We start from the raw sequence: 12,878 nt of genomic DNA, 5'->3' as shown, positions 1-12,878 counted from the left end.
ATGGGCCGGGACGTCAGATGGCGCGCGCCCGGTGAGGTCCCTCTCGACCACAGATCAACGCGCGGTCAGCAGCTCCACCAGCTGTCGCAGCCGGTACGGTTTGGGCAGGAACTCCACATGCCCCGGCAACGGAGGCAACTGCGAGCGCGCGTAGCCGGAGGACAGGATCATCCGGGCGCCCGGCTGGGCACGGGCGACGTGTTCGCTCAGCTCGATGCCGGACATGCCGTTGGGCATGCTGACGTCGCTGAACACCACGTCGTACTGGCGCTCGCTTTCCATCATCGCCAGCGCTTCGTGGCCGTCCGCGGTGGTGTCCACGGTGATGCCCATGTCCTGCAGGGCCAGGCCGATCATGTCGCGCAGGTCTTCCTGGTCTTCGACCATGAGCACGCGGATGGAATCAGTCATTGGCGGGAACCTCCAGGGCAGGCAGCAGCAGGCTGACCGTCGTGCCACCACCTTCGGTGCTGGACACGTCGACGAAACCGCCGCATTGAGTAATGAAACCGAACACCTGGCTCAGGCCCAGACCGCTGCCCTTGCCGATGTCCTTGGTCGTGAAAAACGGTTCGCTGGCGCGGGCGGCGACGTCGGGCGCCATGCCGTGGCCTTCATCCTGCACGCGGATGGCGACGAAATTACGGTACGTGGGGGTGTCAGCCTGGGGGTCCAGGCGCCGTTCCATGTCGCCGATGATACAGATCCGGCCGCCATTGGGCATGGCATCGCAGGCGTTGCCGACCAGGTTGGACAAGGCCGCTTCCAGCTGCCCGGGATCCAGCAGCACATCCGGCAGGTCGCTGCGCAGCTGCAGGCTGAGCGAATGATGGGCCAGGCAGCGCTGTTGCAGGGCGGCCATCGTCGGCTGCAGCCAGTTCGCGGTGGTGACGCGTTCGCGCACCAGGGTCTGCCCGGCCCCGAACGCCAGCAGCTGCCGGGTCAGCAGTGCGCCACGGTCGGCCGCGGCCTGGGCGTTGCCGATCAGGCGTTCGGTGGCTTCATCTGAAGCGCAACGCAGCGCGATCAGGTCCAGTGCATTGTGGATGGTGGTCAGCAGGTTGTTGAACTCATGCGCCAGCCCGCGGCTGAGCTGGCTCACTTTCTCGAACTGCTGGGTGCTCGCCAGGGCGCGCTGGGCATCGCGCAGCAGCACTTGGGCCTGGTAGCTTTCGGTGATGTCGCGGGTCACCTTGACGAAGCCGACCAGTTCCTCGGCTTCGAACACCGGTTCGATCACCACGCTGGCGCGGAAACGACTGCCATCACTGCGCAGGCGCCACCCCTCTCCGGCGTAGCGGCCCTCGGTGGCGGCGATGACCAGCGAGCGTTCCGGTTCGCCGGCATCGCGGTCGGCAGGGCAGTGGAAACGCCTGAAATGGGTGCCGATGACCTCGTCCGCGCTGTATCCCTTGATCCGCTGGGCCCCTGGATTCCAGGTGCAGACCAGTCCTTCCGGGTCGATCAGGTACAGGGCATGATCAGTGACGCTTTCGATGAGCAGCGTCAACTGTCGGGACGTATCTGTCTGGGCATTGAGATTGGAGACGGCGTGTACCACGGGACTGCGCTGAAACCCCTGAGGTCGGTGACGCTAGAAGCGACAGTGTGAAGGAACTGTGCACGGGGTCACGTGCCGAAAGTCGTGCCGGAAACGACGGGCATTCAGTTAACATCGCACTTCTTTGTGCCGGGATCTCCACTCATGACGTCAGCTTCAAGTACGCGCGACCCCTGGATATGGGCCCTGTCGGCCGCCCTGCTGGCGGCCACCGCTGCGCTTGAACTGGTTGTCCCGCTTGGGTATGCGGTCTGGCTGGCGTACTTCCTGGCGATTGGCGTGACGGTGTTCCAGCGCCACGCCGGGCTGCCGCTGGTGGTCGCCGTGGCCGCCTGTGTATTCCTGGCGGTGGGCTACAACATCGCGCCGGCGAGTACCAATTCAGCTTTTTCATACGTCAACCGCAGCATTGGCGGATTTGCCTTCCTGATGATCGGATTGATCGTCAACCGCGCAATCCAGGCGCGGCGCGAGGCGGCCGAAGCGCTCTGGCTGCAGGAAAGTGAAAACGTGGTGGCGATGAGCCTGCGCGGCGACCTGGGGCCGGAAAAGATCGCCGAAGCGGCGATGACCACGCTGGCCGAGCAGCTGCGAGCGCAGACCGCGGTGATGTACCGCATCGAAAACCACCAGTTGCTGCTGACCGGCGGGGTCGCGTTGCCGGCGTCCGTCCCGCAGTCGCTGGGGCTGGATGAAGGGCAGCTGGGCCAGGTCGTCCGCGACGGCAAGGTGCGGCACCTGCAGGGAGGCGAGGGCAGCGTGCTGCAGATCAGCACCAGCCTGGGCAGCACCCAGCTGCGTGAGCGCGTGCTGGCGCCGATTTTCAGTGATGAACAGATCGTCGGTGTCGTGGAGCTGGGCCGCATCCGCCCGGGACGCGCGCCGCAGCTGGACCGGGAGCTGCTGCAGCGCTGCGCCGACACCATCGGCATCGCGCTGCGCGCGGCCGTGTTGCGCGCGCGGCTGGCCGAGCTGCTGGAAGAATCCCAGCGCCAGAGTGAAGAGCTGCAGGCCCAGCAGGAAGAGCTGCGGGTGGCCAACGAAGAACTGGAAGAACAGAGCCGCAGCCTGCTGCATTCGCAGACCAACCTGGAGCAGCAGCAGGCCGAGATGGAGCAGACCAACGTGCAGCTGGAAGAGCGCACGCATGAGCTGGAAGGCCAGAAGCAGGCCTTGCTGGTGGCCCAGGCGCAGCTGGTGCGCAATTCCAACGAACTGTCTGCTGCTTCGCGCTACAAGTCCGAGTTCCTGGCCAACATGTCGCACGAGCTGCGCACCCCGCTCAACAGCTCGCTGATCCTGGCCAAGCTGCTGTCGGACAATCGCGATGGCACGCTCAGCGATGAGCAGGTCAAGTACGCGCAGGCCATCCTGTCGTCCAACAACGACCTGTTGTCACTGATCAACGACATCCTGGACCTGGCCCGCATCGAAGCCGGCCACGTGGAGCTGGCCGATGAGATCGTCGTCGTCGAAGGTGCGCTGCAGCGCCTGCGCGAGACCTTCGACCCGTTGGCGCGGGAGAAGGGCCTGGTGCTGGAGATCGTCGCCGATTCCGGTGCGCCCAGCCAGTTCACCGCCGACAGCCAGCGCCTGCAGCAGATCCTGAAGAACCTGCTGGCCAACGCGGTGAAGTTCACCGAGCGCGGCACGGTCAGCCTGCAGGTGCAGGCCGCGGGCCGTGACCGCGTGCGTTTCGTGGTCCGCGACAGCGGCATCGGCATTGCCGCCGAACAGCTGGATGCGATCTTCGAAGCCTTCCGCCAGGCCGATGGCAGCACCCGTCGCCGCTACGGCGGCACCGGCCTGGGGCTGTCGATCTCGCGTGACCTGGCTACCCGGATGGGCGGTGACATCCGCGTGGAAAGCGAGCCCGGTCGCGGCAGCACCTTCACCGTGGAACTGCCGTTGAGCGGGGCGCCGGAGCAGCCGGACGCTCCGGCGACCCTGGGCACGGCGCATGCTTCGCAGCCAGCGGCCACCTCGGCACCGTCACCGGGCCGGGCAGCGTCCAGTGCCGGCCTGTCGCCGGTGCGCAGCGAACCGGTCCCGCCGTCGCTGGGTGCCTGGAAGACGGCGGTGGCCCATGGCGCCAACGCCCAGCGTAGTGACCGCCTGATCCTGGCAGTGGAAGATGATGCCGCGTTCGCCGAAGCGCTGGTCACGCTGGCACGCGAACTCGATTTCGACTGCGTGGTGGCCACCACCGCCGAAGAAGCCTTGTCGCTGGCGCGCGAGCTGCGCCCCAGTGGCGTACTGCTGGACATCGGCCTGCCCGATGTGTCCGGCCTGAGCGTGCTGGAACGCCTGAAGCGTGATCCGTTGACCCGCCACATCCCCGTGCACGTGGTGTCGGGCATGGAGCGCAGCCAGCTGGCGATGGAACTGGGCGCCATCGGTTACGTGATCAAGCCGGCCACCCGCGAGCGCCTGGTCGAAGCGATCCAGCATCTGGAAAAGACCAGCCAGCGCGACGTGCGCCGCCTGCTGATCGTCGAAGATGACACCGAACTGCGTGGCAACCTGGAACTGCTGCTGGGCCGGGAACAGCTGGAAATCACCGCCGTCGGCACCATCGCCGAAGCGGTGCAGCAGCTCAGCAGCGCCACCTTCGACTGCATGGTGACCGACCTGGCACTGCCCGATGGCAGTGGTTACGACCTGCTGGAGTTCATGGCCGGCAGCGAGGACGTCAGCTTCCCGCCGGTGATCGTCTACACCGGGCGCGCGCTGGGCCGCGAAGAAGAACAGCGCCTGCGCCGTTATTCGAAGAGCATCATCATCAAGGGCGCGCGGTCCCCGGAGCGCCTGCTCGATGAAGTCACCCTGTTCCTGCACAGCGTGGAAGCCAACCTGCCCAGCGACCAGCAGCGCCTGCTGCGCGAAGCGCGTCGCCGCGATTCGGTGCTGGATGGCCGCACGGTGCTGCTGGCCGAAGACGATGTGCGCAATATCTTCGCGCTGTCCAGCGTGCTCGAGCCGCTGGGGGTGAAGCTGGAGATCGCCCGCAATGGCCGCGAGGCCGTCGAGCGGCTGGCCGGCATGGAAGTGGACCTGGTGCTGATGGACATCATGATGCCGGAGATGGACGGGCTGACCGCGATGCGCGAGATCCGCAGCCAGCGCCAGTTCAAGGACCTGCCGATCATCGCGCTGACCGCCAAGGCCATGCCCGATGACCGCGAGCGCTGCCTGCAGGCGGGCGCCAACGATTACATCGCCAAGCCCATCGATGTCGACAAGCTGGTCTCGCTGTGCCGGGTGTGGTGCTCGCGGCAATGAACGAGCAGGAGCTGTTCGACCTGGAACTGAAGGTGCTGGTGGAGGCGATCTACCAGCGCTACCACTACGATTTCCGCAACTATGCGGTGTCCTCGCTGCGGCGTCGGATGCACCAGGCGATGCAGCGTTATGAGTGTGCGCGCCTGTCGGACCTGCAGCACCGGCTGCTGCACGAGCCCGAATTGTTCACCCAGGCCATGCAGTTCTTCACCGTGCAGGTGTCGGAGATGTTCCGTGACCCGGCCTATTTCCTGGCGCTGCGCGAGCACGCCGTGCCGGTGCTGAAGACCTATCCGTCGATCAAGCTCTGGGTGGCCGGCTGCAGCACCGGCGAGGAAGTGTGGTCGCTGGCGATCCTGCTGCAGGAAGAGGGGCTGCTGGACCGCAGCATCATCTACGCCACCGACATCAATCCGGCCGCGCTGGCGGCGGCCGAATCGGGCACCTACGGCATCGACCGCATCGCCCAGTTCAGCCGCAACTACCTGCAGGCGGGCGGCCAGGGGTCGTTGTCGGACTACTACACCACCGGCTACGACGGTGCGGTGTTCGATCGTCGCCTGCGTCGCAACGTGGTGTTCGCCGACCACAGCCTGGCCACCGATACGGTGTTCTCCGAAGTGCACCTGGTGTCGTGCCGCAACGTGCTGATCTACTTCAACCGGCCGCTGCAGGACCGCGCCGTCGGCCTGTTCCGCGAAGCCCTGGTCCATCGTGGCTTCCTGGGCCTGGGCAGCAAGGAATCGCTGCAGTTCGGCGAGCACGGCAATGCCTTTGAAGTCAGTGCGCGCGAGCAGCGCCTGTACCGGAAGGCGGCCTGATGGACGCCCGTGTCCCGCGTGTCCTGGTGATCGGTGCCTCGGCGGGCGGTGTCTCCGCACTGCAGCGCGTGCTGGGTGCCTTGCCGGCGACGCTGCCGTGCCCGGCGCTGGTGGTGCTGCACGTGCCGCGCGACCGCCCCAGCCGGATCGCCGAACTGCTCGATCCGGGTTCGGCGCTGCGGGTGCGCGAGGCCGAGGACAAGCAGCCGCTCGAGGTGGGCACGGTGACCTTCGCGCCGCCGGACTACCATATGCTGGTGGAAGACGAAGCCTCCATCGCGCTGTCGCTGGACGAGCCGGTGTTGTTCTCGCGCCCGGCCATCGACCCGTTGTTCGAGTCGGCCGCGGCGGTGTTTGGCGCCGATGTCCTGGCGATCCTGCTGACCGGGGCCAGCAGCGATGGCAGCGAAGGCGTGGCTGCCGTGCGCCAGGCCGGCGGCCAGGCCTGGTTGCAATGCCCTGAAGACGCCGAGGCATCGATGATGCCTGCCTCGGCCCTGCAGCGTGCCGGCGCCGATGCGGTGCTCACGCTGGATGAACTATGCGAATGCCTGAAGGAATTGAAATGAACCTGCTTGCTCCTGCGCCGGTGGAAGACGCGGCGCCGGTCAACATACTGATCGTTGATGACGTGCCGCAGAACCTGGTGGCGATGGAAGCGCTGCTGCGTCGTGATGGCCTGCGCATCCTCTGCGCTGCCTCCGGCAACGAGGCGCTGGAACTGCTGCTGGAACACGAAGTCGCGCTGGCCCTGCTGGACGTGCAGATGCCGGAGATGGATGGTTTCGCCCTGGCCGAACTGATGCGGGGTTCGGCACGCAGCCGCGACGTGCCGATCATCTTCCTGACCGCCTCGCCGCAGGATCCGGTGCGCGCCTTCAAGGGTTACGAAAGCGGTGCGGTGGACTTCCTGCACAAGCCGATCGAACCGCAGATCATCCTCGGCAAGCTCGGCGTGTTCATCGAGCTCTACCAGCAGAAGCGCCTGTTGAAGTCGCGCAACGAGGCGCTGGAGCGCGCGCTGACGCTCAACGAAACCATGATGGCCGTGCTCACCCACGACCTGCGCACGCCGCTGTCGGCGATCCTGCTGTGCGCGGACAAACTGTCGCTGGACATACCCGCCGATGCCAGCGCGCAGCAGACCCTGCGTCACCTGGAAACCAGCACGCTGCGCATGGCGCGCATGGTCGACCAGCTGCTCGACTTCTCGCGCATCCGCTCCGGCGGGCTGCGCCTGGAGCGCACCCCGTGCAATGCGGCCACCGTCATCGATGCGGTGGTGCAGGAAGTGGAGCAGGGCAACGCCACGGCGGCGATCGAAGTCGTCGCGGTGGGCGATGCGCGCATGCAGGGCGACCCGGATCGGCTGGCCCAGGTGGCCTCCAACCTGATCGGCAACGCACTGCTGCATGGCGGGCAGGCGCCGATCCAGGTGCATGTGGATGGCGAAGATCCGGCGCAGGTGGTGTTGCGCGTGCGCAATCGCGGGCAGATCGGCGAAAGCCTGCTGCCGCGCCTGTTCGAACCGTTCAAGGCCAGCTTCCACGCCAGCAAGGGACTGGGCCTGGGCCTGTTCATCGCCGATCAGTTCGTGCGTGCGCACGGCGGCCAATTGCAGGCCCGCAACGAGGCGCAGGACGTGGTGTTCGAAGCCCGGCTGCCGCGCCGGGCCTGACCCGGCCGGCATTGCGCGGCCGTGGCTGCGGCGGCAGACTCCTGCCATGCACGCGCCGCGCTTCCATGTCCGCAGTTACGGTGACACCCAGGGCGGCGATCGCCACGCTTATGCGCAGTGGGTGTTGCCGCTGCAGGGTGAGCTGGAGTTCGAACTCGACGGCCACGCTGCGCGGCTGGATGCGCTGCAGGGCGTGTTCGTGGCACCCGGCGAGCACCATGACCAGGTCGGACAGGGCCGCAACCAGCACCTGATCATCGACTGCGATGCCGCCTGGTTCGACGATCACACCCTCGAGCACCTGCGCGGACAGCGCTGGCTGTCGCTGCCACGGGTGTTGCGCGCCTCCCTGCAGGCGTTGCCAGCCACGAGCGGCGGTGAGCAGCTGCTGCCGCTGCTGCTGCAGGCGTTCGCGCCCGATGGCAGCGGTGCACGCCTGCAGGCCCTGTGCGCGCGCATGCAGGCCGCCCCCGGCGAAGCCTGGCCGGTGGAGCGCATGGCGCGGCTGGCAGGCCTCAGCAGCAGCCACCTGCACGCCCGCTTCGTCCGCGAGCTGGGGCTGCCGCCGCAGGTCTGGTTGAGTGCATTGCGGCTGCGCTGGGCCCGTCATCTGCTGCGCAGCACCCCGCTGCCGATCAGCACGGTCGCGCAGCGGGCGGGTTACTCCGAACAGAGCGCGCTGACCCGTGCGTTGCGCCGCGAAACCGGACGCACGCCGTCGATGTGGCGGCGGCAGTCACCGTAGGCCGGGTCAAGACGCGCGTGGCCGGGGCGCACTAGACTTCGCGCCTGTCTGCAGCAAGGGTGTGCGATGAATCGTTCGATGGGCGTGGGGATCGGCAACGGCGTGATGGCCGGTGCGCTGTGGGGTGTGGTGTTCCTGGCCCCCGCGGTGCTGCTGGCATTTGATGCGCTGCAGCTGTCGGCCGGGCGCTACCTCATCTACGGGCTGGTCGCACTGGTGCTGCTGGCGCCGCGCTGGAAGCGGCTGGCACCGCAGCTCGGGGTGGCCGAATGGCGTGGACTGGTGTGGCTGAGCCTGGCCGGCAACCTGGTGTATTTCCTGCTGCTGGCCACGGCGGTGCAGTGGGCCGGCGGCGCCGCGGCTTCGCTGATCGTCGGGCTGATTCCGGTGGTGGTGACCCTGGTCGCGGTGCGCGAAGAGGGCGCGGTGCAGCTGCGCCAGCTGGCGCCCGCGCTGTTGCTGTGCCTGCTGGGCGTGGCGCTGGTGGGTTACGAAGCGGTGGTGTCCGAACACGTGCAGACACCGTGGCGACAGCGCGTGCTTGGCCTTGTGTGTGCCTTTGGCGCGCTGCTTTCATGGGCTGCGTATTCGGTGGGCAACAGCCGCTGGCTGGCCCGGCGCCCGGATCTTTCCGCGCACGATTGGTCGCTGCTCACCGGCGTGGTCACCGGTGCGCTGGCGCTGCTGCTGGTGCCCTCGGCGTTCGTGTTCGACAGTGCGGTGCACGCGCCCGGCCAATGGGGCCTGTTCTGGATGGTCAGCGCTGGCGTGGCGGTGATCGCCTCGCTGCTCGGCAATGCCTGCTGGAACCGCGCCAGCCGCCTGCTTCCGCTGACCCTGACCGGACAGATGATCGTGTTCGAGACCCTGTTCGCGCTGCTGTATGGCTTTGCCTGGCAACGCCGCTGGCCGACCCTGCTGGAAACCATGGCGATCGGCTGCCTGGTGGCAGGCGTGCTGTGGTGCGCGCACGCACACCGCGCACCGCCGGCGATCGCCGAGCATGCGGGATGAAGGCCGGCGGAGCCTGCATGGTCTCCGATGCAACCTTTTTCGTAGACGTTGGCCGCTGATCAACGTGCGCGGATTTTGCACTGCAACACTTGACAGCGGCTTGCCCTGCGGTGTTTTCTAGCGTCATGGTCCTTGCCGCCGCCCGCTTCGCTCCGCTCCTTGCCGCTTCCGCGGCAGGCGGCCGCGCGAGCGCCATGGCCGGCACCACCACCATTACCACCATTACCACCACCCGCAGGGTGCGGTCCGTCGTCTTCGCGTAACTCACGAAAACCACGGCCCCGCACCGAACCAGGTGGCGGGGGAACCTTCCACTGGCGCGATGCGGGGCCTCCTACCGAGGTCACCATGTCCATTGCCGCTGCTGTACCGTCCGCCGATTCCGCTCCGCCATGTTCCGCCGCGCAACCGCGCGTGGTGGTGCACAAGTTCGGCGGCACCTCCGTCGCCGATGCCGACTGCTACCGCCACGTCGCGCGGCTGCTGCAGGCGCGCCCGGAAGCGCTGCAGGTCACCGTGGTGTCGGCCATGAAGGGTGTGACCGATGCGCTGATCGCGCTGGCGCGGTTGGCCGCGGCCGGCGATGCGCAATGGCGCGAACACTGGCATGACCTGCGTGCCCGTCATCGTGGTGCGGCGGCGTCGCTGCTCGGCGAACACGCCGGGGCCAGCGTGGAGTGGCTCGATGCGCGATTCGACGAACTGGCCGAACTGCTGGCCGCACTGGCGGTGATCGGGGGCCTGCCCGATGAAGTGCTCGATCGCGTGCAGGGGCTGGGGGAAGTGTGTTCGGCGCACCTGCTGGGCCAGCATTTCCTGGCCAGCGGCGAGCCGTGCGCGGTGCTGGATGCGCGCGACGTGCTGGTGGTCGAACACGGCGAGCTGGGCGTCAACGTCGATTGGGAAACCAGCGCACAGCGCCTGCACGCGTGGCGGCAGGCGAACGTGCAGCAGCGCGTCGTGGCCACCGGCTTCATCGCACGCGACCGCCAGGACCGCATCACCACCCTCGGCCGCAACGGCAGTGATTACTCCGGGGCGATCTTCGCGGCGCTGTTCAATGCCGATGAGCTGCAGATCTGGACCGACGTCGATGGTGTGCTGTCGGCTGATCCGCGGCTGGTGCCCGAAGCGGTGCAGCTCGAGGCGCTGAGCTATGACGAGGCCTGCGAGCTGGCCTATTTCGGCGCCAAGGTAGTGCATCCACAGACCATGTCTCCGGCCATCCTGCGCGGCCTGCCGATCCTGATCCGCAATACCTTCCAACCCGGGCATCCCGGCACCCGCATCAGTGCGGAGCGCTCGGTGCGTGGACCGATCAAGGGCCTGACCCTGAGCGCGGAGCTGGCCGTGCTGAACCTGGAAGGCACCGGCCTGATCGGCGTGCCGGGCACCGCCGAGCGGGTGTTCTCCGCGCTGCGCCAGGCGCATGTGTCGGTGGTGATGATCTCGCAGGGGTCGTCCGAACACTCCATCTGCTGCGTGGTCTGCGGCAACGAATCCGAACGTGGTCGTGACGCGTTGCTGCAGGCTTTCGCGCATGAGCTGGCGGTCGGCCAGGTCCAGCGCGTGCAGGTGCGTGGCGGGGTCAGCGTGCTGGCGGCAGTGGGCGACGGCATGGCCGGCCAGCCCGGCGTGGCGGCGCGCCTGTTCGAATCGCTGGGCAGGGCGCAGGTCAACATCCTGGCGATCGCGCAGGGTTCATCCGAGCGCAATATTTCAGTGGCGGTGGACAGCGGCGATGCCACCCGTGCGCTGCGCGCGGCGCACGCCGGATTCTGGCTGTCACCGCAGACCTTCGCGGTCGGGGTGATCGGGCCGGGCAATGTCGGCGCGGCGTTGCTGGACCAGCTGCAGGCCGCGCAGCCGCAGCTGCTGGGCAAGGCCAACATCGACCTGCGCCTGCGCGCGGTGGCGTCCCGGCGCGGCATGCACCTGGCCCCGCGCGCATTGCAGGGGCCGTGGCGTGCCGCGCTGGCCGACGCACCCAGCGCCAGCGACCTGGACGCGTTCACCGCGCACCTGCTGTCAGCGCACCTGCCGCATGCGGTGGTGATCGACTGCAGCGGCAGTGCCGAGGTCGCCGGGCGCTACGAAGGCTGGCTGGCGGCGGGCATCCATGTGGTGACGCCGAACAAACAGGCCGGCTCCGGGCCGCTGGCGCGTTACCAGTCGATCCGCGCCGCGGCGGCGGCCAGCGGGGCGCGCTTCCGTTACGAGGCCACCGTCGGCGCCGGCCTGCCGGTGATCACCACGCTGCGCGACCTGGTCGATACCGGCGATGAAGTGCTGTCCATCGAAGGCATCTTCTCCGGCACCCTGGCGTGGCTGTTCAACCGCTTCGATGGCAGCCAGCCGTTCTCCGCATTGGTGGAGCAGGCACGTGGCATGGGCTATACCGAACCGGACCCGCGCGATGACCTGTCCGGCATCGACGTGGCCCGCAAGCTGGTGATCCTGGCGCGCGAGGCCGGTCGCGAGCTGAGCCTGGAACAGGTGCAGGTGGAAAGCCTGGTACCCGAGGCCCTGCGTGCGGGCAGCGTGGACGACTTCATGCAGCGGTTGGGCGATAACGATGACGCGTTGCTCCAACGCCTGCAGCAGGCGCGCGGACGCGGCGCGGTGCTGCGCTACGTCGCCGCGCTGTCAGCGCAGGGGGCATCGGTGGGGCTGGTGGAAGTACCGGTGGACCATGCCTTCGCCAACCTCAAACTGACCGACAACGTGGTCCAGTTCCGCACCCGGCGCTATTGCGACAACCCGCTGGTGGTGCAGGGGCCGGGCGCGGGTCCGGAAGTCACCGCGGCCGGCGTGTTCGCCGATCTGCTGCGGGTGGCCGCCGGCGAAGGAGCGCGCCTGTGATCGCACGTGCCTTCGCACCGGGCTCGGTGGGCAATGTCGGGGTGGGCTTCGACATCCTTGGCCATGCCATCGCCGGTATCGGTGACACGGTGACGGTGCGCCGCATCGCCGAGCGCGAGGTGCGCATCGAGGCCATCCGCGGCGCCGATGTGCCGCTGCCACGGGAGGCGGCGTTGAACACTGCCGGTGCATCGCTGCTCGCGCTGCGGCAGGCGCTGGACCTGCCGTTCGGCTTCGCCGTGGAGATCGACAAGGGCATTCCGCTGGGATCGGGCATGGGCGGCTCGGCGGCCTCGTGCGTGGCCGCGCTGGTGGCCGCCAACGCGCTGCTGGACAGTCCACTGGACCGCCACGCGCTGTATCGCTTCGCGCTGGAAGGCGAAGTGGTAGCCAGCGGCGGCCGCCACGGCGACAACCTGGGTCCGATGCTGCTGGGTGGGCTGGTGCTCAGCACCGCCGACCGGCTGGTGCCGATCCCGGTGCCGGCGCGCTGGCACAGCCTGCTGGTGCACCCGGATGCGGTGCTGGAAACGCGCCGCGCGCGCGCCGCGCTGCAGGGCAGCTATGCGTTGGGCGATTTCGTGACGCAGAGCGCCAACCTGGCGCTGGTGCTGGCCGGCTGCCACCAGGGCGATGCTGCGCTGGTACGTGCCGGCCTGCGTGACGTGCTGGTCGAGCCGCGCCGCGCGCCGCTGATCATCGGCTTCGATGCCGCGCGTGATGCCGCGCTGGCGGCCGGTGCGATGGGTGCCAGCATTTCCGGGGCCGGCCCCAGCGTGTTCGCCTGGTTCGAAGACCAGGCCAGTGCCGAAGCCGCTGCAGCGCCGGTGCAGGCGGCCTTCTCTGCGGCCGGCTTCGGCAGCCAGGCGTGGGTGTCTTCGTTGGCGGCGCCGGCGGCGGTGCTGCTGTGAACTC

At 68.1% G+C, this 12,878-nt stretch carries 10 protein-coding genes; 8 read left to right on the top strand and 2 right to left on the bottom strand.

Going from position 1 to position 12,878, the window contains the following annotated elements; genetic code table 11:
- Positions 1–54: 54 nt before the first annotated feature.
- Complete coding sequence (locus ABE522_RS03530; protein WP_346590511.1) at positions 55–411, bottom strand: response regulator; 357 nt, start codon at positions 409–411, stop codon at positions 55–57.
- Complete coding sequence (locus tag ABE522_RS03525; protein ID WP_406846294.1) at positions 404–1,561, bottom strand: two-component system sensor histidine kinase NtrB; 1,158 nt, start codon at positions 1,559–1,561, stop codon at positions 404–406. Before ABE522_RS03525 ends, ABE522_RS03530 begins: the two co-directional genes overlap by 8 nt.
- 144 nt (positions 1,562–1,705) lie before the next feature.
- Here ABE522_RS03525 and ABE522_RS03520 point away from each other — a divergent pair, with 144 nt between their 5' ends.
- From ABE522_RS03520 to ABE522_RS03485, 8 genes are all read left to right on the top strand, one after another.
- Positions 1,706–4,843, top strand: a complete 3,138-nt coding sequence (locus tag ABE522_RS03520) for a response regulator (RefSeq protein ID WP_346590510.1) — start codon at positions 1,706–1,708, stop codon at positions 4,841–4,843.
- Positions 4,840–5,664 (top strand): CheR family methyltransferase, encoded by an 825-nt coding sequence (locus ABE522_RS03515; protein ID WP_346590509.1) that lies wholly within the window; start codon positions 4,840–4,842, stop codon positions 5,662–5,664. Before ABE522_RS03520 ends, ABE522_RS03515 begins: the two co-directional genes overlap by 4 nt.
- Positions 5,664–6,233, top strand: a complete 570-nt coding sequence (locus tag ABE522_RS03510) for a chemotaxis protein CheB (protein ID WP_346590508.1) — start codon at positions 5,664–5,666, stop codon at positions 6,231–6,233. Before ABE522_RS03515 ends, ABE522_RS03510 begins: the two co-directional genes overlap by 1 nt.
- A complete protein-coding gene (locus ABE522_RS03505; RefSeq protein ID WP_101099081.1) occupies positions 6,230–7,342 on the top strand; it encodes a hybrid sensor histidine kinase/response regulator in 1,113 nt (370 codons plus the stop codon). The genes ABE522_RS03510 and ABE522_RS03505 overlap by 4 nt, the downstream gene beginning before the upstream one ends.
- A gap of 46 nt (positions 7,343–7,388) precedes the next feature.
- Positions 7,389–8,087 carry an AraC family transcriptional regulator gene (locus ABE522_RS03500; RefSeq protein WP_346590507.1) on the top strand — a complete coding sequence of 233 codons (699 nt, stop codon included), beginning with the start codon at positions 7,389–7,391 and terminating at the stop codon, positions 8,085–8,087.
- A gap of 66 nt (positions 8,088–8,153) precedes the next feature.
- Positions 8,154–9,101: a DMT family transporter gene (locus ABE522_RS03495; RefSeq protein ID WP_346590506.1), complete on the top strand. Its 948-nt coding sequence runs from the start codon at positions 8,154–8,156 to the stop codon at positions 9,099–9,101.
- A 348-nt stretch (positions 9,102–9,449) separates the two neighbouring features.
- Positions 9,450–11,963, top strand: a complete 2,514-nt coding sequence (gene thrA / locus ABE522_RS03490; protein ID WP_346590505.1) for a bifunctional aspartate kinase/homoserine dehydrogenase I — start codon at positions 9,450–9,452, stop codon at positions 11,961–11,963.
- Positions 11,960–12,874 (top strand): homoserine kinase, encoded by a 915-nt coding sequence (locus ABE522_RS03485; RefSeq protein WP_346590504.1) that lies wholly within the window; start codon positions 11,960–11,962, stop codon positions 12,872–12,874. Before thrA ends, ABE522_RS03485 begins: the two co-directional genes overlap by 4 nt.
- Positions 12,875–12,878 lie beyond the last annotated feature (4 nt).

The organism is Stenotrophomonas lacuserhaii (assembly GCF_039674585.1).
Taxonomy (GTDB): Bacteria; Pseudomonadota; Gammaproteobacteria; order Xanthomonadales; family Xanthomonadaceae; genus Stenotrophomonas; species Stenotrophomonas pennii_A.
Note: the sequence above shows the minus strand (reverse complement) of the source record. Positions and strands in the feature narration are given on the sequence as shown.

Excerpts from the sequence above, each read along its gene's own strand:
- thrA (WP_346590505.1), top strand. The coding sequence starts at position 9,450 with ATGTCCATTGCCGCTGCTGTACCGTCCGCCGATTCCGCTCCGCCATGT.
- ABE522_RS03520 (WP_346590510.1), top strand. The coding sequence starts at position 1,706 with ATGACGTCAGCTTCAAGTACGCGCGACCCCTGGATATGGGCCCTGTCG.
- ABE522_RS03495 (WP_346590506.1), top strand. The coding sequence starts at position 8,154 with ATGAATCGTTCGATGGGCGTGGGGATCGGCAACGGCGTGATGGCCGGT.
- ABE522_RS03510 (WP_346590508.1), top strand. The coding sequence starts at position 5,664 with ATGGACGCCCGTGTCCCGCGTGTCCTGGTGATCGGTGCCTCGGCGGGC.
- ABE522_RS03505 (WP_101099081.1), top strand. The coding sequence starts at position 6,230 with ATGAACCTGCTTGCTCCTGCGCCGGTGGAAGACGCGGCGCCGGTCAAC.
- ABE522_RS03530 (WP_346590511.1), bottom strand. The coding sequence starts at position 411 with ATGACTGATTCCATCCGCGTGCTCATGGTCGAAGACCAGGAAGACCTG.
- ABE522_RS03500 (WP_346590507.1), top strand. The coding sequence starts at position 7,389 with ATGCACGCGCCGCGCTTCCATGTCCGCAGTTACGGTGACACCCAGGGC.
- ABE522_RS03515 (WP_346590509.1), top strand. The coding sequence starts at position 4,840 with ATGAACGAGCAGGAGCTGTTCGACCTGGAACTGAAGGTGCTGGTGGAG.